The organism is Falsihalocynthiibacter arcticus, assembly GCF_000812665.2.
Taxonomy (GTDB): Bacteria; Pseudomonadota; Alphaproteobacteria; order Rhodobacterales; family Rhodobacteraceae; genus Falsihalocynthiibacter; species Falsihalocynthiibacter arcticus.
Genome location: NZ_CP014327.1, coordinates 911,301 through 931,311, shown reverse-complemented (window position 1 = coordinate 931,311; position 20,011 = coordinate 911,301). Strand labels below are relative to the sequence as shown.

Sequence of the window (20,011 nt, the reverse complement as noted above, 5' to 3'; positions counted from 1 at the left end):
TTCTGAGGTTGAAACTTTTTTGGCAATAGATCACGCTGTGCCCAACATATTTGGAGGAAGCATTATGAGAACGCGCGCAGCCGTCGCCCTTGAGGCCGGAAAACCTCTTGTCGTTATGGACGTCAATCTCGAAGGACCGAAAGCCGGAGAGGTCTTGGTTGAAATCAAGGCAACCGGCCTTTGCCATACGGATGAATTTACACGCTCTGGCGCGGACCCCGAGGGGCTTTTCCCCGCGATTTTGGGCCATGAAGGCGCGGGTATTGTGATTGAAGTGGGCGAAGGGGTGAAAAGCCTTCAAGTAGGCGATCACGTGATCCCGCTTTACACGCCGGAATGTCGCGAATGCGAATATTGCCTCAATCCGAAAACCAACCTCTGTCAGTCGATCCGTAGCACACAGGGCGCAGGACTTCTGCCCGACGGAACCACGCGGTTCTCTATGCTGGATGGTACGCCAATCCACCATTATATGGGCTGTTCCACCTTTGCCAACCACACGGTTGTGCCGGAAATTGCGCTGGCAAAGGTGCGCAAAGACGCGCCGTTTGATAAAATTTGCTACATCGGTTGCGGTGTGACCACGGGCATTGGCGCGGTGATCAACACGGCCAAAGTCGAGATTGGCTCCACAGCGATCGTCTTTGGGCTCGGCGGCATCGGGCTCAATGTGATCCAAGGGCTGCGCCTTGCGGGGGCCGATCAAATTGTGGGGGTCGACCTCAACGATAGCAAAAACGAAATGGCGACACGTTTTGGGATGACGCATTTCGTGAACCCAAGTGAAGTTGAGGGTGACTTGGTCGCGCATCTTGTGGAGCTTACGGGGGGTGGTGCAGATTACACGTTTGACGCCACGGGCAACGTGAATGTCATGCGCACGGCCCTTGAGGCGGCGCACAAAGGTTGGGGTGAAAGCATCATTATTGGCGTCGCGCCCGCAGGTGCCGAAATCTCCACGCGTCCATTCCAACTTGTGACGGGGCGGTCGTGGCGCGGAACCGCATTTGGCGGTGCATCCGGCCGCACCGACGTTCCCAAAATCGTTGATTGGTACATGGACGGCAAAATCGAAATCGACCCGATGATCACTCATACGATGTCGCTGGACGAAATCAACGAAGGATTTGAGCTTATGCACGCTGGAAAATCCATTCGTTCGGTGGTGCTTTATTAACCAAGCCACTACATAGATAGCAGCAGAGACTGAATCCTGAGGATATTATGACTGAAGAAACAAACAAAAAAGACGAAGCAGTAAGCCCAACAGCGGAGAAACTGTTTTTCAAAAGTCGCAATGTCTTGGTGACAGGCGAAGTAAACGACAAGCTGGCTAAGCAAACAGTTACGCATCTTTTGGCGCTTGCCGAAGAGAATGACGACCCGATCAATATGTTCATCAGCTCCCCTGGTGGTCACGTTGAATCTGGCGACATGGTGCATGACATGATTAAGTTCATTACGCCAAAAGTGCGCACGATTGGGTCTGGCTGGGTCGCGAGTGCAGGGGCGTTGATCTTTGTCGGTGCCGATAAGGAAGACCGCTATTGCCTTCCCAACACGCGTTTCCTCTTGCACCAACCCAGTGGCGGTATCGGCGGTAAGGTGACGGATATGCAAATCCAAGCCGAGCAAATCCGCATCATGCGCGCGCGCTTTGATAATTTGTTTGCTCTGGCAACAGGTCAAACAGCCGAAAAAATCGCGCAAGATACGCAGCATGATTTCTGGCTGAACACTGAAGAAGCCTTGGAATACGGCTTGTTGGGTCACGTCATTTCGACCATGGCCGAACTCAAGTAATGTAAAACATGAACACTCTAAGGGCGCGGTTCATTCGGGCCCTTAGTCTAAGTCCCGACCATAGCGGGCAAGGAACATTTCCACCGAGCCGTGCACAATTTTGGCAAGTTCAGCATGTGAGAACGTCAGTTGCACCCCACAAAGTATGCGGGGGTGAATGTAGGTTTTGGTAAGTTCTAAAAACTGTTCGGCCGCAAAATTGAAGTCCGTAATATTCAATTCGCCGCGTTTGGTCGCTTCCTTCAGGTATACAACAATGCGTTCGCGCACCAATTTAGGCCCAGAATCGTAGAACTGTTGACCAAGGTTGGGAAACCGTCCGGATTCCGCGATGCAAATTTTGAAAACGGCGATACCAAAATCGGACGTTATAAAACTCACCATACGCCAAGCGGCCTCTACCAAAACTTCTTTTGGCGGTGCGTCCATGTCGAGAACTTCGAAGGCTTCGTCGGCCTGACGCCTGCACTCGGTCTCTGAAACTTGCCCAAACAAAAGACGTTTGTCGGGAAAGTAACTGTACAGTGTCGCTTTGGAAACGCTTGCTTCGCGCGCAATGTCGTCGACGCTCGCACCCTCAAAGCCGTCGCGCATAAAAATGGTGCGGGCGCCTTCAAGGACCTGGTCGAACTTACGTCCGCGTTTTATGGTGTCGGAATGCGTAGCCACTGATTGCTCCTTGTGTATCTCTTCGAACTTAAACCATTCGGTTCACTTTCAGCAAGCAACAGTCGTGCCACATAGGGTTGTTTTACGTAAACGCTTAAAACCCGCCCTTGTCAGAATTCCGCATGCGCGGTAGCCCTAAAGATTGTAGTCCCAAATCTCTGGGCGTGCGTAATAAAAAGGATCTGGCAATGAAAATGGTTTCGGTGAATCGTTGTTTTGACGGCGTTCAGGGGGTCTATACGGCGCCGTCTAAGGTGTGCGGTGGAGATATGACCTTTGGGCTCTTTCTGCCTGCCGAAGCGCAGGATGGACCCGTTCCCGTGTTGTGGTTTCTCTCTGGCCTGACGTGCACCCACGAGAATGCCATGACCAAAGCGGGCGCGCAAATTTGGGCGGCAGAGCAGGGCATTGCGCTTGTTTTCCCCGACACCTCTCCGCGGGGAGGAACGGTTGCCAATGACGAAGCCTATGATCTTGGACAGGGCGCGGGATTTTACGTGAACGCGACGCAAAATCCATGGGCACCGCATTTTCAAATGTGGGATTATATTACGGAAGAATTGCCAAATGTGTTGGCCAAGAATTTTTCGGTCGACACAGATCGCCAGTCGATCATGGGGCACTCTATGGGTGGGCATGGCGCGCTGACCATAGCGATGAATCTACCTGATCGGTATCGCTCCGTTTCGGCGTTTGCCCCCATCGCGCACCCGTCGCAATCTGAATGGGGACGCAAGCAATTGACGGCATATTTGGGCAAGGACGAAGCAAGTTGGGCCAAACATGACGCCACATTATTGATGCGCGATGTTGGCTTTAACGGCCCCCTTTTGATTGACCAAGGCACCGAAGACCAGTTCCTTGACCTTTTGAAGCCCGAAGCCCTTGCCGAGGCTATGTTTGCCCGACGTCAAGCGGGTGTTCTTCGGATGCAAAAAGGGTATGATCACTCTTATTACATGATTTCAACATTCATGGAGGAGCACATCGCCCTTCATGCCGAGGCCCTATATCAATGACAGTAATCTATGTGGACGCCGATGCCTGCCCCGTAAAATCGGAGGCAGAAAAAGTAGCGACACGTCATAAATTACAGATGTTTTTGGTTTGCAATGGTGGATTGCGACCGAGTGCAAATCCCTTTGTGGAGTTGATCATCGTTTCGGAGGGACCAGATGTCGCGGACATGTGGATCGCCGATCGGGCAACCCGTGGTGATATCGTTATAACGGGCGACATTCCTCTCGCGGACGCCTGTATTAAGGGCGGTGCGCGGGTTTTGCGCCACAACGGCGACCCCCTCAATGAAAGCAACATCGGTCCGCAATTGGCCACGCGCGACCTGATGCAGGATTTGCGCGCGGCCGATCCTTTTCGACAGGGCGGGGGGCGTGCTTTTTCGAAGGCGGATAGGTCAAATTTTTTGAATGCGCTTGAACGTGAAATTCAGGCATCCAAGCGTTTGCCGCCGATAAAATAGATCCCCATTCGAGGGCGTGAAAGGACGAAAAATGGCCATTGAAGCTGTGGTTTTTGACATCGGGAATGTGCTGATTGAGTGGCAGCCAGAGCGGTATTATGACGCCACCTATGGTGAGGCGCGTCGGCGGGAAATGTTTGCTGCCGTAGACCTGCACGCGATGAACGACCGCATTGATCGCGGGGAACCGTTTCGCGAAACGATTTATGCCGCCGCCGAAGAATTACCGGAATTTCGCGTTGAAATCCGCGATTGGTTTGACAATTGGATCAAAATGGCAAGCCCTGCGATTCCGCATTCGGTTCGGCTTCTTCGTACGTTGCGCGCCAAGGGTGTGCCAGTTTTTGCGCTGTCGAATTTTGGGATCGAAAGTTTTGCCTATGCCGAGACCCAATACCCTTTCCTCAAGGAGTTTGACCGGCGTTATATCTCCGGCCATATGCGGGTGATTAAGCCCGCAATGGAAATCTATGAATTGCTCGAAGCGGATAGCGGCGTTGCTCCTGAGGCGCTTTTGTTTGCGGATGATCGAGTTGATAATATTAAAGCCGCCGCCGCACGGGGCTGGAAAACGCATTTGTTTACGGAACCCACGGGATGGGCCGAGTCGCTTGTTTCGCATGGGGTCTTGACGGGTTCAGAGGCAGGATTATGGAAAACGTAGCTTTTGACGAGGGGCAGGCCAATCTGGATTGGATCGGGCTCACCGATGCTTTGATCGCAGGGCACAGCTTACCACGTGCCGATATGGGCGATATGTTTTTGTATCGCACACCGGACACGGGTTTGGTGCGTGGAGCCGTCATTGACGGCTTGGGGTATTTGGTAAAAGTCGCGACAATCTTTCCTGAAAATGCGCAGCATTCGCTCCCTACAATCAACGGCTCTGTTTTGTTGTTTTCCGACGCAACAGGCGTCCCAGAAGCCACAGTCGATTTCCATCTGGTGACCAAATGGAAAACCGCTGGGGACAGTCTGTTGGGCGCGCGATTGTTGGCCCGTCCAGACAGTCAAGACATCACGATTATCGGCGCTGGGACGCAAGGCTCAAACCTCCATGAAGCCTATAGCGCCCTTTTCCCCGACGCACGGTTCACAATCTGGAATCGGTCACCAGAAAAAGCCGTAGCCTTTGCTAAATCTCATGCAAACACACGTGCGGAGGCCGATTTGGAAGCGGCGGTCAAAACTGCGGATATAGTGACATCCGCGACAATGTCGACCGAGCCCTTGATACAAGGCGCATGGTTACAAGCGGGTCAACACATTGACTTGATTGGTGCCTATCGTACAGACATGCGAGAAGTTGATGATCAAGCGCTAACGCGTGCGCGGATATTTGTAGACAGTCGCGACACCACCATTGACCATATTGGTGAGTTGAAAGATCCTATTTCGCGCGGTGTCATTAGTTCCGATCAAGTGGTCGCGGATTTCTATGATTTGGGCACAGGGTCTTTTTGTCGCCAAAATGTTGACGAGATAACCCTGTTTAAGAACGGTGGCGGCGCACATCTGGATTTGATGACGAGTCGCTATATTCTGTCACAGTGGAGGTAATGAATGCTTTGGTTTCTCTTCGTACTCGTGCTTGTTGCCGTCGCTACCCCGCTCGTAATTGAGCGCCAGCGCCGGCCGATTTCGCGTGCGATGCAGGCCGACGCACCGGGGCGATTTGCGAAACTAACGCGCGGAGTGACCCATTATCAGTGGGCAGGGCCGGAAAACGGACGCCAGATCGTGTGTATTCACGGCCTAACCACCCCCAGTTATGTTTGGACGGCCCTCGTGAAAGGGTTTGTGCGTATGGGGTTTCGGGTTCTGACCTATGACCTTTATGGACGCGGACTCTCGGCACGGCCAGAAGGCCTTCAGGACCCCGAATTTTTCCGCCAGCAATTAGCGGAACTCCTTGAAGATCAAGAGGTCGACGAAGGGGGTATTCTGGTGGGCTATTCCATGGGCGGCGCAATTGCTGTTGATTATACCCAAACCCATCCACAAATGGTCGAGCGGCTCATCCTCTTGGCCACCGCTGGATTGGGGGCAACGGTTTCGCCCTTCGTGAAGTTCATGATTAACGTGCCTGTTATTGGCGATGGATTAATGTACACGTTTGGTGGAAACCTATTTGGGAAATCGTCGCGCGCGATGAATGCAGCCCTCGCCGCAGCGCCGAATATGCACCCTTGGCCGATGGAAGAACGCCAATCGCAAGGCTTTTTGCCTGCGGTCCTGTCGAGTTATCGCCATACACTTTCTGTGGATCAACTTGGGGCTCATCGTGCGATAACGAAAAACGGCACACCAGTCCTTGCGATTTGGGGCGACGAGGATAGCGCTATTCCACTCTCGGCCATGGGGCGCCTCGCCGAAGTGAACCGAGCCGCCTATCAGGACGTGTTAAAAGGGGCGGATCACGGTTTGCTCCTCACACACTCTGACGAAATCATTCCGATCGTCCAAGAATTTTTGCGCGAAGCTGTTTAAATTCAACGACCGGCGCATCTTCCCTTTTTACCTCCAGCGATTTAAATGAGGGTATGATGGCAACTCTCCAAAAAATCTATGCCGCGCATGTGGCTGACGGCACGTATAAAAACGATACAGCACAGGTGCGCGCTTTGCCCGAACTTGAACGTCTGCGGGTTGATCTCGTTGAAAACGAGGAAAAATCACGCGGATTAAAAGGGCTGTTTTCGCGCAAACCGGTAGCGCCCCGTGGCGTCTATCTCTGGGGTGGGGTCGGTCGTGGAAAATCCATGCTGATGGATCTTTTCGTGAGTGCTTTGGGCGATATTCCAGTGCGGCGCGTACACTTTCACGCCTTCATGCAGGAGGTTCAGGGAGCCTTGCACGAGGCCCGTAAGGATGGCGCAGACGACGCGATTGCACCCGTGGCCGATGCGATTGCCCGCGATATTCGTGTCCTTGCCTTTGACGAGATGCAGATAACCGATATTGCCGATGCGATGATCGTTGGACGCTTGTTTGAGAAATTGCATGACCTCGGTGTGGCGATTGTTACCACGTCGAACCGCATTCCCGATGACCTCTATAAGGATGGGCTAAATCGACAGTTGTTCTTACCGTTTATAGAGAAAATTAAGGTCGATATGGAGGTCCACGAACTCTCTAGCGAAAACGATTATCGGCAGGATCGCTTGTCAGGAAATCAGGTTTATTTCACCCCCAACAGCGCCGCTGCTCGTGCCGAAATCGAAGCGATTTGGCAGGTTTTAACGCAAGGCCAAGGTGCGCCGATGGATATAACGGTCAAGGCACGCACGGTACACATTCCAGAGTTTTGGAACGGCGTCGCACGCGCACGTTTCTATGATCTCTGTAGTAAAATGTTGGGCCCCGCCGATTATTTGGCGATTGGGCAAGTGGTGCGACTGTTGATCCTTGAGGATATACCAGCGCTTGGACGTCGAAATTTCAACGAAGCCAAGCGATTTGTGACCCTTATTGATACGTTATACGAGGCTAAAACGCGGCTTATTTGTACCGCTGCAGCAGAGCCTGAATTTTTATATCTTGAGGGTGAAGGTACGTTTGAATTTGAACGCACGGCGAGCCGCCTGCGCGAAATGCAGAGTGCTGATTGGGGAACTTAACCGTTTTCGCGCAGGACGTTCCCAGCCAAATAGAGTGAGCCGCAAATCAAAATGCGGCCGCGCTCCGACCTGTTTGCGATTTTTACAATGGCAGACTGAACGTCCGGTGCGATTTCCGCATCCATACCCACGTCTTTCGCCACGCGCGAGGTGACGTCGGCGGGTAATGTGTTGGCCTCATTTGGAATTGAAACGGCAGTGAAGGACGTCACAGACGCAGCAAGTGGGCGTAAATATCCAGCGATATCTTTGGTGTTAAGCATGCCGCAAATGATGTGCGTGTCCTTTGCGGGCAGCGTCCCTAGCAAGGAGGCGATGGCTTCTCCTGCGGCGGGGTTGTGACCTCCGTCAAGCCATACTTCGTTCAGACCCGCCGCTTGGCTCAGTGGCCCCTTGGTGAGGCGTTGCATGCGAGCCGGCCAGACTGTTTTGGTCATAGCAGCCTCGCAGGCTACCTCGTCAAAACCAAGCGCTCTGAGGCTGGCGATTGCAACGCCAGCATTCTGGATTTGATGTTCGCCAAGGAGGGTTGGCAGGGGGAGATCAAGCAAGCCTGTTTCATCCTGAAAAATCAAGCGGCCGCGCTCTTCAAAAACATGCCAGTGTTGGCCTTGAGCGATCAGCGGAGCGCCAAGTTTGGCTGCGCGAGCTTCAATTACCGCGAGCGCGTCAGTGTCCTGTTTGCCGACAACGCAAGGCACGCCCCGTTTGATAATCCCGGCCTTCTCGCCTGTGATTTCTGCAAGCGTTTCCCCGAGGTATTGTGTGTGATCGATCGATACAGGTGTGATCACCGTCAGGGCGGGGTTTTCTACGACGTTGGTCGCATCAAGGCGTCCGCCAAGGCCGACTTCAAGCAATGTGAAATCCGCAGGTGTGCGCTTAAAGGCGAGCAGGGCTGCGACGGTTGTGATTTCAAAATACGTGATACTCTCTGGGCCGTTAGCCACATAGCATTCGTCCAAAATAGCCGCCAGCGCGTCTTCGGTTATGAGGTCCCCTGCAAGACGAATGCGTTCGTGAAAGCGGGCAAGATGCGGGGAGGTGTAGGCATGAACCTGTTTGCCAGCCCCCTCGAGTCCCGCACGGATCATCGCTTGCGTGCTGCCTTTGCCATTGGTTCCCGCGATATGGACGACGGGCGGAAGGTGCTGTTCCGGATGATCCAGAATCGCCAAAAGGCGCTCCATACGATCGAGCGTAAGGTCGATAATCTTGGGATGCAGCGACATCATCCGTTCAAGGATAACGTCCGAGGCGGCAGCGCTCACTTTTTCACGGTCTCGGAAATTTCAATTTTGGGGATCTGTGCGTCGGGCTTGGGAAGTTCGCCAGAGACAACTGGCGGCAGCCCCATGAGCATCCGCACAATGGCCGTGAGTTCGGATTTTAGATCCTTGCGTGCGGTGACACGGTCGAGCATCCCGTGATCGAGCAAATACTCCGACCGCTGAAAACCTTCCGGAAGTTTTTCGCGCAATGTCTGTTCAATGACGCGTGTGCCCGCAAAGCCGATCAACGCATTTGGTTCACCGATCTGAACGTCGCCAAGCATCGCATAACTCGCCGTAACCCCACCGGTTGTGGGGTGGGTGAGGACAACAATAAACGGCAAGCCTTCTTCTTTGAGCATTTGGACGGCAATGGTCGTGCGCGGCATTTGCATGAGCGAAAGGATGCCCTCTTGCATGCGCGCGCCACCAGCGGCGGAGAACAAAATCAACGGACGTTTGAGTTTAACGGCACGTTCCGCGGCGGCAATGATCGCATTGCCGACATACATTCCCATCGAGCCGCCCATAAAGGCAAAGTCTTGCCCTGCGGCGACGATCGGAGTGCGGTTCATTTCGCCCTCGGCAACAAGCATTGCGTCACGTTCGCCCGTTTTCTTTTGCGCGGCCTTTAAGCGTTCGGGGTATTTCTTCTGGTCGCGGAACGACAGTGGATCGACCGTCACTTCGGGTACAGGAACTTCGGTGAAAATACCGCCATCAAAGAGGTCTGCGAATCGGGCGCGCGGACTGATGTGCATATGGTGGTCGCACGACGAACAAACGTTCAAATTTTCCGACAACTCGCGGTGAAACAACATTGTTCCGCATTCGGGGCATTTCTGCCAAAGGTTCTCGGGCACTTCGCGGCGCGAGAAAAGTGAGTTGATCGTGGGGCGAACGTAGTTTGAAATCCAGTTCATCCGAGCTTGTCCTGCTGTTTGGGTCGCGAATTTGCGTTACCCCTCAAATAAGGAATGACGCGACGAATTGCAATCAACGACGTACCGCAAGACGGATTGCAAGCCAAGAAACTCCCAGCATTGCGTATTCCAGCAGTATTTCGACGCTTGTTGGGCCAAAATCGGCCGGCCCTTCCGTGAATACGAATAACGAAAGGCCGCTCATATTTCCGGGATATGAAACGACCAGCATGGCAAACGCGTTGTTCACAAAATGCAACCCAATCGCCGCCCCAAGGTTTCCCGTTCGCGCGACAAGGTCCGTGGCTGCGAGCGAGAATAAGCCCGCCCAAATAACGATAGACCATGCATGCACACCGTTTGCAGGGTCGAAATGTCCAAGGGCAAAAACAAGGGTTGGCGCTCCCATCCAGACAAGGGGCGAAGAAAATCGAGCGGCGAGTTGCTGTAAAAGATACCCCCGAAAGAAGATTTCTTCGGCGCTGGTTTGGACGAGCAAGCCAAGGAGCGACAGCGGAAACAGGAGGGCCCATGTCTGTGGTGCTAGGTTTTCGACGATCTCGACGCTCCCGCTCCCGCCGTAGGGTGGGAGTAAAATGAGGGTAACATTTAACACCAGCATGGCCTTAACGGCGCGCCAAAACTGTCGAGTCATATGTGTTGGATCGCCGAGAAGTGAGAGCGCCGAGCGCTTGTGGAGGATTATGACGGTTGCCGCCGAACCAAATGTGAGCAAACCAAACGAATACAAAATCACGAGGGTGGCCGCCGGCGCGACGTCACTTTGTTCTAGTAAGGTCGTCCCCACATCGCTCCCTATTGCGGTGACCTCCCTCAAAAGGGGGGCAAAGGTTGAAAGGCCCATGCTATAAATCGCGAAGGTCAATGCGATCCCCGCGACCGTTCGCCAAATCTGGCAAGTGTCACGGGCCGGTGCGATGAAGCTTTGAAGGGGGAGGTATGACATTAGGCCTCGGAGAGGGTGTGAGAGTGTGGTTGCGTGGGGATGTCGTTTTAAGTCAAAATAGGCGTAAAGATGGTTGAAATTGAGGGTTCTGCGCGTGAATATAGGTGTGAAACAAACTGTTTGCTTTCCGGAAACTATTTGACGTCATATAAGAAGTTGAAGAAAAACACCAAAGCGGCAATTGATGGGCGACAAGAGTAGGCATGGCGAAACATATTTTACCGCTTTTGGATCGCGCGTTCCATTTTCGAATTTTACGCCGATGGACACGTTGGGCGCAAGAGGCGCAGGTTGTCGATCTAAAAACTTTGCGGGCATTGCGTCGTCGTGGTCGGCAAATTAATTCCCGTGTTAATGAACTGCTCTATGTGGCCGAAAGTCGTTTGGCGCTCCCCAAAATTGGATCGACGGCTATTCAAAAACCTATGCATTCAGATTGGGCTTGGCGACCAGAACTTTGGCGCGGCCCGTTGGTGCCCCTGGGGCGCTCCGCAGTTAAGACGCGGGAAACGTTTGGGCGCGAGGTTTCTGTCTTTCACGACTGTGAAATTAGCGAGTTGACCATCCGACAACTGCGCAACCAGCACGAAGCGGATTTAGCACCGTTTGGCCTTCGCATGGACGTATTTCGTTTTGACGGTAGCTTTCTGTCCCTCGTGATCGAATTGCCCGAAAGTGCTGCGCAGGGGTTCAAATTGAAGCACTTGTTGCGCCTTGATGCGATCGTCGAAATGGAAAAACCGCTCGAAATTTTTGCACGACTCAATATAAAACACGGCCCCAATACGGAACAAGTTGTGCGGGAGCTTCCTCTGATTTCGGATAATGTGATGGTCGAATTTGATCTCTCGTATACGAAAATGAATGAGAAGCGCGTTGAACGTGTGTGGATCGATTTGATTTTTGAAGGCCCCGAAATGAACCAGATCATTTTGCGTGATTTGACCCTTAGCCGCCGACCGCGAGCTGAACTTTAGGAGCAAAATATGAACGCACTATCTTTGGTAAAAATTAGAATAAAAGAAGGGTATTGGGAAGGTATCCTGACGAGCGATAAAGGCGATTCCACCCCCCCACAGGTTTTGGTGACCCATCTTGAAGCCCCTCTTGAGGGGGTTGAAGTAATCGCTCAGCCGGATGCCACCAACGAATGGCTCCTGCGGATTGCGATTCCGATCGAATTGCTTTCGGACGGGGTTCACACGTTTTTGATATTCGACAAGGACGAGCAAGCCCTCCTTGATAGCTTCTCGATTGTTGCAGGCGAGCCTTTGTCGCAAGATATTCGCGCCGAGATGAACTTGTTGCGTGAAGAACTCGATATGCTCAAACGTGCTTTTCGGCGCCATTGTGTGGAAACGGCACCCTAACTTAGTTTGACGCGGCGTTTTACGTGACATCCTTTTGCATGGCCGTCAGTTTGACCGCGCAGGAGGATCAATTATGACCAGCTACCCCACATTATTAGCGCCCCTTGATTTGGGCTTCACGACTTTGAAAAACCGCGTGCTCATGGGGTCCATGCACACGGGGCTTGAAGAGACCAAAGATTGGCAAAGAGTCGCACGGTTTTACGGCGACCGCGCTGCAGGTGGGGTTGGTTTGATCGTTACGGGCGGCATGGCACCCAATAGTGAAGGGGGTGTTTTCCCCGGAGCTGCTGGCCTTTTTACCGCAGAGGACATCGAAAACCATCGCGTCGTAACCGAACGTGTCCACACCGAAGGTGGCAAGATCGTCATGCAAATTTTGCACGCGGGCCGCTACGCATATTCCCCAGACTGCGTTGCACCAAGTGCCATTAAATCCCCAATTTCGCCTTTCCCACCGAAAGAATTGGACGCTGACGGAATCGAAAAACAGATTGCCGATATCGAAATGGCCGCGCGACGCGCAAAAGAAGCGGGTTATGACGGCGTTGAAATTATGGGATCGGAGGGATATTTCCTTAACGAATTCCTCGTAACGCATACCAATAAGCGGGAGGATGAATGGGGCGGTTCCTATGAAAACCGCATGCGCCTTCCTGTTGAAGTTGTACGGCGGGTTCGCGCGGCAGTTGGAACAGATTTTATCGTCATTTTCCGCCTATCGATGATTGACCTTGTGCCCAATGGGTCCACATTCGATGAAGTTGTACAGTTGGCCCAAGCGGTTGAGGCCGCAGGTGCGACCCTCATCAATACGGGCATTGGGTGGCACGAAGCACGCATCCCGACGATTGCAACATCGGTCCCTCGGGCCGCCTTTAGTTGGATTACTAAGAAGCTGATGGGGCATGTTTCCATTCCCGTAATCACCAGTAATCGCATTAACAGCCCAGAGATTGCAGAGGGGATTTTGGCTGATGGTGGGGCCGATATGGTCTCAATGGCGCGGCCCTTCCTTGCGGACGCCGATTTTGTGAACAAGGCCGCCGAGGGTAGATCTGCGGAAATCGCCCCGTGCATTGCATGTAATCAGGCTTGTTTGGATCACACGTTTTCTGGCAAACTCACAAGCTGTTTGGTGAATCCACGTGCGTGCCACGAAGCGGAAATCGAAATTGTGCCAACCGACACGCCCCGCAGTGTGGCGGTTGTGGGGGCGGGCCCAGCAGGGCTATCGACCGCGATTACCGCGGCTCTTCGGGGCCACAAGGTAACTCTCTTTGACAAGGCCGAGGAAATCGGTGGCCAACTCAATATCGCAAAGAAAGTGCCAGGCAAAGAAGAGTTTTTTGGATTGGTCGATTGGTATCGCACAATGGTTGAGAAAACCGGAGTGGAGCTTCGGCTAGGACAGGCGGTAACGGCGCCCGAGCTTATGCCGTTTGACGAAGTCGTGGTTGCGACGGGGGTTCTTCCGCGCGATCCGGAAATCGCAGGCCAAAATGCTCCAAACGTTCTCTCTTATATCGACGTCATCAAAAATGGCGCTCCTGTGGGAAAGAAAGTCGTCATTATTGGCGCAGGGGGGATTGGTTTTGATGTCGCTGAATTCGTTGCACATGACGGCGTGAGCCCTGCTGAGGACCTTGAAGTGTGGAAGCGTGAGTGGGGCGTTGGCGACCCTGAAGAAACCCGTGGTGGGCTTGCTGTTGAAGGCGCGCACCCACATCCGGCTGCGCGTGAGGTCATTATGGTGCAACGCAAAGCCGAGAAATTGGGGAAACGTTTGGGCAAGACCACGGGATGGATCCACCGTGCGACCCTGCAAAAGAAAAACGTCAAGATGATCGGCGGTGTGAATTACGAGGCCATTACCGCTGAAGGCTTGCAAGTCAGCTATGGCGAAGGGCGCGAACGGCCAGAGACCCTCGAATGCGATACAATTGTTTTGTGCGCAGGGCAGGTGCCAGAACGCAGTCTTGCGGAGGGATTATCGGCCTTGGGAAAAACGGCGCATGTGATCGGTGGCGCGGACGTTGCCGCAGAATTGGACGCCAAGCGGGCGATCAATCAAGGCACGAGGCTTGCCTGTACTTTCTAAGATTTAAGGCATTAAAAACAAATGGTTGTCGGGATGAATGGCACGAGTTTCGCCGTTTATCCCGTTTCCACTTTACGGACGATCACCCTAAATACCGCGGTATTGTCAGGCCTTCAGCACATTTCCGCCTGAATTGGCCCCTAAAACTAACCTCAACGAACAAGTGGACGTAAGGGTTAAAAATGGACCGACTCACAGAAATGGAAGCCTTTGCCACAGTTGTGGATCAGGGTGGATTTACCGACGCTGCTAAGAAAATGGGGATTTCTAAATCCGCAGTTTCCAAGCACGTCTCCTCCCTTGAGGCCCGTCTCGGAGCGCGACTTTTGAATCGAACGACCCGCCGCGTTAGTCCAACTGAAATTGGACTCGCCTATTATGACCGAGCGCGCCGTGTTTTGAATGATGCGGGGGAAGCAGACGCCCTTGTTACATCTATGCAATCAGCGCCTTCGGGCCTATTACGTATCTCCGTTGCTACAGATTTTGGTGTGAACCACCTGTCGCCAGTCCTCGGGGATTTCCTTTCAGAGTTTCCTGATATCACCGTGAATATGGTGCTCAATAATCGATTTGTTGAGTTGATTAGTGAAGGTTTTGACATGGCGATCCGCATAGGGGAGCTTGAAGACAGCACCTTGCGAGCGCGAAAACTCACTGAAACGACAAAGCGTATGGTTGCGGCTCCGTCCTATTTTAAAGAGTTTGGGCGGCCCGAAAAAATTGACGATTTAAGCGATCACAAACTGCTTCATTATTCCAGCCAATCAAGTGGTGCCGTTTGGAAATTGACGGCTCCGTCTGGGGAAAAGCGACAGGTTCGCACGTCGGGCTGGCTCTCGGTGAATGATGGTCAATCCCTTCTAAATGCGGCGGTTTCCGGCCTCGGAATCGCGTATTTGCCAAGCTACCTATATGCCGACGCATTGCGCAAAGGCGATGTCATTGAAGCAATGCCAGACCTTCCCGTGGAAAAGCAGGGCATATATGCCGTCTACCCGCCGGGTCGATTCACGCAACCAAAAGTGCGCGCTTTTATCGATTTCTTGGTGAATTCATTCGCCGAAAAAGGACCAGATATTTGGTAAGCTCCATTTAACGTCTGTCTGAAGAGGTCACCTGCGAAAACGGGTGGCCTTTTTCATTGGGCGTAGGATGTTCGCTTATTGAGTGGACGTAAGGATGACTTCAACACGACGATTGAAAGTGCGGCCTTCTTCGGTCAGGTTGCTCGCGCGGGGGCTAAAAAGCCCATTCCTTCCGCCGTGACTTGGGTCTTCGAAACGCCATGTTTTCCGGTCAGAAGTTTAACTACGGACGCCGCGCGTTTTTTGGACAAGGCTACATTTCCACTCAAGGAACCTTCGGAATCTGTATGTCCAACAAGGGCGGTTTTGCGTTCCGGGTTGTTATTCAAATAGTCCGCGAGGGCGGCCACGGTGGCAAAATCTTCCCCCGATAAAGCCGAAGACCCCGTCGCAAATTCCAAATCGTCTAGAACGAATGACCCCTTGTTTTCTAGAGTGTACGAGAGGCTTCCAGGATCTAGAGCGTCCGGAATTTGGACCCCTTTGGTGGAGGTTGTAAGCGGGGTGGGTTGTGTGTCGACCCTCCCTAAATTTGTAACTTGAATATAACCGGTGGTTGATGACTTGCTCACCACGAGGCTGGTGTATTCGGGTTTATCTTCGCCCATCCGCTGGGCTGACAAAAAACGAAAGTCACCAAGATCAATATGCATGTTCGGCTCAGGTAGTATTTCTGTTTCAAAACGGAAATCAAAGCCCCCGCAGGATGCGGCGTCGCACTCAAATATCACATCATAACCAGCTTCGATTAATTGCTCGCGAAGGGGGTCGAGAAGTTGAAGGGTAGTTTTGTCGGAAGCACTCACGCGCCAAGCTTGTTGGGTGAAGGCGCCTTCTGCCCATATGCTTTCGAAACGGCCCTTTTTCCAACCGCTAATCGGCAAAGCATAGCTCGCAAATTCTTCTACAGTTTCGGTTGCAAGCGACGCACCGAACGGCAGGTGTAAATCCATAGCCTGTGCGGGCGAAAACGCGCCGACAATTGCTCCAGCTAGTAGATATTTACGCTTAGTATTCATCTGTTTTGGCCGTGATATTCCGAGTTAGGTTGCATTTGCGTCGCCGAGGCCACGCGATTTGTCATGTTAAAGAACGCCGCAACGTTGGCGATGTCCCATATGTCGCGATCAACATACCCCACGTCTCTTAGGGTTTGACGGTCCGCTTCTTCAATTGTTGCGCTTGATTTTGTCATTTTTAGGGAAAAATCAAGCATTGCGCGTTGATTTGGCGCAAGCTGTGCCATCCGATAATTCATCACCAGCATCTCGCCCAAAATGGGATCACCTGAAAGCGCTCGGACCGCTTGGCCGTGGGCAACGAGGCAATAAAAGCATCGGTTCTCGGCGGAAACAACAACCGCAATCATTTCGCGTTCCAGTTTAGAAAGGCCACTTGGGGCGAGCATCAGCTCGTTATACAGTCCGGCGAATGCGTCGAGTTTTGCAATATCAAACGCATGGGCACGCAAAACATTTGGGATCAATCCAAGCTTTTCAGCACAAAGGTCAAAGTATTTTTGAGTGTCTTCCGGAAGTGGATCAACTACAGGAAGGTTAAGGGCTGTCGGGCTGATTTCCGTGTTTTTCAAATTGACTACGCTCGTTTTGGGGCCAGAATTCTGTAGTGGTAGTGTCCCACAGGCTTCATGCCAAGGGAAGTATAGAGTGCGTTGCCACCTTTGTTTGCCTGGGTAACAATAATGCTCAGTCGTTCTGCCCCATGATCTTGGGCCCAATTGGCCGCAGCACGCATTATGTTGAGAGCGACACCTTGCCGACGCAGGGATTGTTTTACTTCAAGCGCATGTAACATCGCGGTTTTTTCGTGGATTCCGACAAAAGCAACGCCGGCCGCGTGGTTGTTTGCGCGCCCAAGGAGAGTCGTTTTGGGGGCAGTGACGCGCTCCATGACAGCGATGCGTTCGGGGCCAATTCCCGCGTCCGCCCAAATTTCGGTCATGATCGCGAGGGGCGGGAACATTGAGAAGCAAGTGAGGCGTGGCAAAGATTCCGTAAGGCTTTCAACATCCGACACATAAATGGTGACGGGGTCAATCACCGTGTATCCAAAGGCTCCGAGAGCAATATCTAGGTCATTCTCACCGTCACGGATCATAAAAAGTGGCGATTGTTGGATTGCAATCATCTCGGCTTGGGCGACAGCAATTTCCGTGTGCTCTAGGGGGGCATCGAGCGTTGCCGCGCTTACTCTCTTGCCTCCTCCCGCACCATTTCGCACAACAAACCCGCCAAGGGTTTGGCTGGACGCGGACCGCCAAGTGGCCTCGGCTACGGCATAGTAATCGACGGTCATTGTGGGAACAGTGCGGTCAGGGATGCAAATGCGGTGTCCAAGCGGATTGGGTCTTGGCCGCGAATAACAACGTTTGAGCCGTAAATACCATCGTTTTGGAACGGGTAGGACCCAAAGGAGAGATCGCTGAATTCCTTGGCGAGTTCCCCAAGCGGGGCGGCGATATCCCCTTCACCGCGCTCGATCCGAAGGGTGCGGCTTAACATCGGTGCGCCGCCAGAAAGCAGTGGCAAAACGCTTTGTACCATGGCTTGAAAAACGCTGGGAACACCCGCCATGACATGGCAATTTTCGACGGTAAATCCGGGGGCGATGGAAACCGGATTGTCAATCAGCGTGGCGGACGCGGGGATGCGGGCCATACGCAACCGCGCTTCGTTTAATTCGCGGCCCGTTTTTTCGTAGTGATCAGAGAGAAGCTTGCGGGCATCGGCACGCACGTCGATGGTTTGGTTGAATGCTTCGGCAATGCAGTCGGCGGTGATATCGTCGTGGGTCGGACCGATGCCGCCAGAGGTAAACAAATGCGTGTATTGCGCGGCAAGGGCGCGGACTGCGGCAACAATCGCGGGGGCATCATCGCTCACAACGCGCACTTCTTTAAGGTCGATGCCGTGATCCGTCAAAGCTCCCGCCAAGTGGTACATATTGGCATCTCGCGTGCGGCCAGACAGGATTTCATCGCCAATGACGAGCATCGCAGCGGTTGGGTTGGGCATCTCGCACTCCTTGATCGTTGGTGGCGCAAGGTATAGGCCAGCAATATGCGCTTTGATACCCCACTTATACCCGCCGTTTTGATCCGTCGCTACAAACGATTTCTAGCGGATGTGCGCCTCGCCGATGGGCGCGAGGTGGTGGCGCATTGTCCGAATCCGGGTTCGATGATGGGCTTGGCGGAGGCGGGGATGCGGATTTGGTTGGAGCCGAACAACGACCCTAAAAAGAAGTTAAAATATGGGTGGCGATTAGTCGAGCATAGTGACGGAAACTTCACCGGTATTGACACGGGTCGGGCAAATCGGATCGTCGCGGAAGCGTTGCTGGCCAAGAAAATTGTGCCGCTATTGGGGTATGGAAATATCCGCTCGGAAGTAAAATATGGCACGGGATCGCGGGTCGATTTTCTGCTCACGGGCGAAGCGCCAGATTGCTACCTTGAGGTGAAGTCCGCAACATTAATGCGCGAGGCGCCCCTTGTGGAATTTCCCGATAGCGTGACAGCGCGTGGTGCAAAACACCTTGCCGAACTGTCGCAAATGGTGGCCGTAGGGCATCGGGCTGTGCTGCTGTTCTTGGTGCAGCGAACGGGCGCGACCAACATTGATGTCGCGCGGGACCTGGATCGCAAATACGCGGATGCCTTTGATCTTGCCCGTGGCGCGGGCGTCGAGTTTCTGGCGTATGGTTGCGAAATATCACCTGAAAGAATTGAATTGTCGGGACAGATCCCGTTCGATCCAAGAAAATAGGCCAAAGCTCTAGCCCTTTTGCTTAGTCTCGCCTATTTAGAGATCACACCAGTTTTGGAGATAAGTTTTGAACGAAGCGCGCGGTCGTCTGACAAAAGACGGAATTCGAATTTACGAAACGGCAGATTTTGCAGGAATGCATGCGGCAGGGAAACTTGCGGCCGAAATTTTGGATGCAGTTGCCGAACATGTTGTACCGGGAGTGACGACGGGTGCGCTTGATGACCTCATCACGGAACACGTAATTCAAGCGGGCGCGAAGTCGGCGACCATTGGCTACAAGGGCTATAAGCATGCCAGTTGTATCTCGGTTAACCACGTAGTTTGTCACGGAATTCCGGGGCCAAAAGTGGTTCAAGATGGCGATATTTTGAACATCGATGTCACGGTCATTGTTGATGGCTGGTTTGGCGACACGAGCCGGATGTATGTTGCGGGCAAACGCTCCAAAAAAACTGAACGCCTGATTCAAGTGACGCATGACGCGCTGATGGTGGGAATCGAAGCGGTCAAGCCGGGGAATACCTTTGGTGATATCGGCCACGCGATTCAAAAGTATGTTGAGAGCAACAGAATGTCCGTTGTCCGCGATTTTTGTGGCCACGGATTGGGGCGTGTTTTCCATGCGCCACCCAATGTTTTGCATTATGGCAAGCCAGGTACAGCGGCAGTCCTCGAGGCCGGTATGATCTTTACGATTGAGCCGATGGTGAATTTGGGGCGTCCAGAAACCAAAGTTCTCGCGGATGATTGGACGGCGGTTACGCGCGATAAATCGTTGTCTGCGCAGTTTGAGCATTCCATTGGCGTGACCGAAACAGGGGCCGAAATATTCACTCTTTCGCCCCGGAACCTTTACCATCCAACTTGGGGGTAGCGGGATCTAAGCGTCCTACCGCATCGTTTTTGACGGGGCGCAAATTTTTGACCA

General features: G+C 53.0%; 22 protein-coding genes. 14 read left to right on the top strand and 8 right to left on the bottom strand.

Annotated features, from left to right (window positions below; translation table 11 throughout):
* Positions 1–64 precede the first annotated feature (64 nt).
* Both RC74_RS04655 and RC74_RS04650 read left to right on the top strand, forming a co-directional pair.
* The gene (locus RC74_RS04655) at positions 65–1,177 is read left to right on the top strand and encodes an S-(hydroxymethyl)glutathione dehydrogenase/class III alcohol dehydrogenase (RefSeq protein ID WP_039002407.1); all 1,113 of its coding nucleotides are present in this window, start codon (positions 65–67) and stop codon (positions 1,175–1,177) included.
* A gap of 47 nt (positions 1,178–1,224) precedes the next feature.
* The gene (locus RC74_RS04650; protein WP_052274845.1) at positions 1,225–1,803 is read left to right on the top strand and encodes an ATP-dependent Clp protease proteolytic subunit; all 579 of its coding nucleotides are present in this window, start codon (positions 1,225–1,227) and stop codon (positions 1,801–1,803) included.
* A gap of 42 nt (positions 1,804–1,845) precedes the next feature.
* Here the strand turns inward: RC74_RS04650 and RC74_RS04645 are convergent, their stop codons facing one another.
* On the bottom strand, positions 1,846–2,472 hold the full coding sequence (locus RC74_RS04645; protein ID WP_039002409.1) for a TetR/AcrR family transcriptional regulator: 627 nt from the start codon (positions 2,470–2,472) through the stop codon (positions 1,846–1,848).
* A 188-nt stretch (positions 2,473–2,660) separates the two neighbouring features.
* On the opposite strand from RC74_RS04645, the gene fghA reads away from it, so the two are divergent.
* The 6 genes from fghA to zapE are packed head-to-tail and all read left to right on the top strand — an operon-like array spanning position 2,661 to position 7,572.
* Complete coding sequence (gene fghA / locus RC74_RS04640; protein ID WP_039002410.1) at positions 2,661–3,491, top strand: S-formylglutathione hydrolase; 831 nt, start codon at positions 2,661–2,663, stop codon at positions 3,489–3,491.
* Positions 3,488–3,952, top strand: coding sequence for a YaiI/YqxD family protein (locus RC74_RS04635; protein WP_039002411.1), 465 nt, complete (start codon positions 3,488–3,490; stop codon positions 3,950–3,952). Before fghA ends, RC74_RS04635 begins: the two co-directional genes overlap by 4 nt.
* A 31-nt stretch (positions 3,953–3,983) precedes the next feature.
* Positions 3,984–4,616, top strand: a complete 633-nt coding sequence (locus tag RC74_RS04630; protein WP_039002412.1) for an HAD family hydrolase — start codon at positions 3,984–3,986, stop codon at positions 4,614–4,616.
* Positions 4,604–5,512, top strand: a complete 909-nt coding sequence (locus RC74_RS04625; protein WP_039002413.1) for an ornithine cyclodeaminase family protein — start codon at positions 4,604–4,606, stop codon at positions 5,510–5,512. The genes RC74_RS04630 and RC74_RS04625 overlap by 13 nt, the downstream gene beginning before the upstream one ends.
* A gap of 3 nt (positions 5,513–5,515) precedes the next feature.
* Positions 5,516–6,442 (top strand): alpha/beta fold hydrolase, encoded by a 927-nt coding sequence (locus RC74_RS04620; protein WP_039002414.1) that lies wholly within the window; start codon positions 5,516–5,518, stop codon positions 6,440–6,442.
* 56 nt (positions 6,443–6,498) lie between these two features.
* Positions 6,499–7,572, top strand: coding sequence for a cell division protein ZapE (gene zapE / locus RC74_RS04615; protein ID WP_039002415.1), 1,074 nt, complete (start codon positions 6,499–6,501; stop codon positions 7,570–7,572).
* Here the strand turns inward: zapE and RC74_RS04610 are convergent.
* From RC74_RS04610 to RC74_RS04600, 3 genes are all read right to left on the bottom strand, one after another.
* Entirely contained in the window at positions 7,569–8,843 is a 1,275-nt protein-coding gene (locus RC74_RS04610) for a bifunctional folylpolyglutamate synthase/dihydrofolate synthase (RefSeq protein WP_039002416.1), read from the bottom strand. The two genes, zapE and RC74_RS04610, sit on opposite strands and share 4 nt — an antisense overlap.
* Positions 8,840–9,766, bottom strand: coding sequence for an acetyl-CoA carboxylase, carboxyltransferase subunit beta (accD, locus tag RC74_RS04605; RefSeq protein WP_039002417.1), 927 nt, complete (start codon positions 9,764–9,766; stop codon positions 8,840–8,842). Before accD ends, RC74_RS04610 begins: the two co-directional genes overlap by 4 nt.
* Before the next feature lie 73 nt (positions 9,767–9,839).
* The gene (locus RC74_RS04600) at positions 9,840–10,733 is read right to left on the bottom strand and encodes a CPBP family intramembrane glutamic endopeptidase (RefSeq protein ID WP_039002418.1); all 894 of its coding nucleotides are present in this window, start codon (positions 10,731–10,733) and stop codon (positions 9,840–9,842) included.
* A 203-nt stretch (positions 10,734–10,936) separates the two neighbouring features.
* On the opposite strand from RC74_RS04600, the gene RC74_RS04595 reads away from it, so the two are divergent.
* The 4 genes from RC74_RS04595 (at position 10,937) to RC74_RS04580 (ending at position 15,292) form a co-directional block, all read left to right on the top strand.
* The gene (locus RC74_RS04595) at positions 10,937–11,710 is read left to right on the top strand and encodes a DUF6478 family protein (RefSeq protein WP_039002419.1); all 774 of its coding nucleotides are present in this window, start codon (positions 10,937–10,939) and stop codon (positions 11,708–11,710) included.
* A 9-nt stretch (positions 11,711–11,719) separates the two neighbouring features.
* On the top strand, positions 11,720–12,103 hold the full coding sequence (locus RC74_RS04590) for a hypothetical protein (protein ID WP_039002420.1): 384 nt from the start codon (positions 11,720–11,722) through the stop codon (positions 12,101–12,103).
* 73 nt (positions 12,104–12,176) lie between these two features.
* Complete coding sequence (locus tag RC74_RS04585; protein ID WP_039002421.1) at positions 12,177–14,204, top strand: NADPH-dependent 2,4-dienoyl-CoA reductase; 2,028 nt, start codon at positions 12,177–12,179, stop codon at positions 14,202–14,204.
* A gap of 182 nt (positions 14,205–14,386) precedes the next feature.
* Positions 14,387–15,292, top strand: coding sequence for a LysR family transcriptional regulator (locus tag RC74_RS04580; RefSeq protein ID WP_039002422.1), 906 nt, complete (start codon positions 14,387–14,389; stop codon positions 15,290–15,292).
* 134 nt (positions 15,293–15,426) lie between these two features.
* Here the strand turns inward: RC74_RS04580 and RC74_RS04575 are convergent, their stop codons facing one another.
* From RC74_RS04575 to RC74_RS04560, 4 genes are read right to left on the bottom strand one after another with little or no spacing between them, the layout of a single operon-like run.
* Positions 15,427–16,311, bottom strand: a complete 885-nt coding sequence (locus RC74_RS04575; RefSeq protein ID WP_082802187.1) for an OmpA family protein — start codon at positions 16,309–16,311, stop codon at positions 15,427–15,429.
* Positions 16,308–16,883, bottom strand: a complete 576-nt coding sequence (locus RC74_RS04570) for a peroxidase-related enzyme (RefSeq protein WP_039002423.1) — start codon at positions 16,881–16,883, stop codon at positions 16,308–16,310. The genes RC74_RS04575 and RC74_RS04570 overlap by 4 nt, the downstream gene beginning before the upstream one ends.
* A gap of 5 nt (positions 16,884–16,888) precedes the next feature.
* A complete protein-coding gene (locus RC74_RS04565; protein WP_039002424.1) occupies positions 16,889–17,608 on the bottom strand; it encodes a GNAT family N-acetyltransferase in 720 nt (239 codons plus the stop codon).
* Positions 17,605–18,327: a competence/damage-inducible protein A gene (locus tag RC74_RS04560; protein ID WP_039002425.1), complete on the bottom strand. Its 723-nt coding sequence runs from the start codon at positions 18,325–18,327 to the stop codon at positions 17,605–17,607. The genes RC74_RS04565 and RC74_RS04560 overlap by 4 nt, the downstream gene beginning before the upstream one ends.
* Positions 18,328–18,372: 45 nt before the next feature.
* Between RC74_RS04560 and sfsA the strand changes: the two genes are divergently transcribed.
* Positions 18,373–19,080: a DNA/RNA nuclease SfsA gene (sfsA, locus tag RC74_RS04555; RefSeq protein WP_039002426.1), complete on the top strand. Its 708-nt coding sequence runs from the start codon at positions 18,373–18,375 to the stop codon at positions 19,078–19,080.
* Positions 19,081–19,147: 67 nt separating this feature from the next.
* A complete protein-coding gene (gene map / locus RC74_RS04550) occupies positions 19,148–19,957 on the top strand; it encodes a type I methionyl aminopeptidase (RefSeq protein WP_039002427.1) in 810 nt (269 codons plus the stop codon).
* Positions 19,958–20,011 lie beyond the last annotated feature (54 nt).

Coding starts and splice junctions, on each gene's coding strand:
- RC74_RS04560 (WP_039002425.1), bottom strand. CDS start 18,327: ATGCCCAACCCAACCGCTGCGATGCTCGTCATTGGCGATGAAATCCTG.
- fghA (WP_039002410.1), top strand. CDS start 2,661: ATGAAAATGGTTTCGGTGAATCGTTGTTTTGACGGCGTTCAGGGGGTC.
- RC74_RS04655 (WP_039002407.1), top strand. CDS start 65: ATGAGAACGCGCGCAGCCGTCGCCCTTGAGGCCGGAAAACCTCTTGTC.
- RC74_RS04565 (WP_039002424.1), bottom strand. CDS start 17,608: ATGACCGTCGATTACTATGCCGTAGCCGAGGCCACTTGGCGGTCCGCG.
- RC74_RS04575 (WP_082802187.1), bottom strand. CDS start 16,311: ATGAATACTAAGCGTAAATATCTACTAGCTGGAGCAATTGTCGGCGCG.
- zapE (WP_039002415.1), top strand. CDS start 6,499: ATGGCAACTCTCCAAAAAATCTATGCCGCGCATGTGGCTGACGGCACG.
- RC74_RS04590 (WP_039002420.1), top strand. CDS start 11,720: ATGAACGCACTATCTTTGGTAAAAATTAGAATAAAAGAAGGGTATTGG.
- RC74_RS04620 (WP_039002414.1), top strand. CDS start 5,516: ATGCTTTGGTTTCTCTTCGTACTCGTGCTTGTTGCCGTCGCTACCCCG.
- accD (WP_039002417.1), bottom strand. CDS start 9,766: ATGAACTGGATTTCAAACTACGTTCGCCCCACGATCAACTCACTTTTC.
- RC74_RS04625 (WP_039002413.1), top strand. CDS start 4,604: ATGGAAAACGTAGCTTTTGACGAGGGGCAGGCCAATCTGGATTGGATC.
- RC74_RS04635 (WP_039002411.1), top strand. CDS start 3,488: ATGACAGTAATCTATGTGGACGCCGATGCCTGCCCCGTAAAATCGGAG.
- RC74_RS04595 (WP_039002419.1), top strand. CDS start 10,937: ATGGCGAAACATATTTTACCGCTTTTGGATCGCGCGTTCCATTTTCGA.
- RC74_RS04600 (WP_039002418.1), bottom strand. CDS start 10,733: ATGTCATACCTCCCCCTTCAAAGCTTCATCGCACCGGCCCGTGACACT.
- sfsA (WP_039002426.1), top strand. CDS start 18,373: ATGCGCTTTGATACCCCACTTATACCCGCCGTTTTGATCCGTCGCTAC.
- RC74_RS04585 (WP_039002421.1), top strand. CDS start 12,177: ATGACCAGCTACCCCACATTATTAGCGCCCCTTGATTTGGGCTTCACG.
- RC74_RS04580 (WP_039002422.1), top strand. CDS start 14,387: ATGGACCGACTCACAGAAATGGAAGCCTTTGCCACAGTTGTGGATCAG.
- RC74_RS04650 (WP_052274845.1), top strand. CDS start 1,225: ATGACTGAAGAAACAAACAAAAAAGACGAAGCAGTAAGCCCAACAGCG.
- RC74_RS04630 (WP_039002412.1), top strand. CDS start 3,984: ATGGCCATTGAAGCTGTGGTTTTTGACATCGGGAATGTGCTGATTGAG.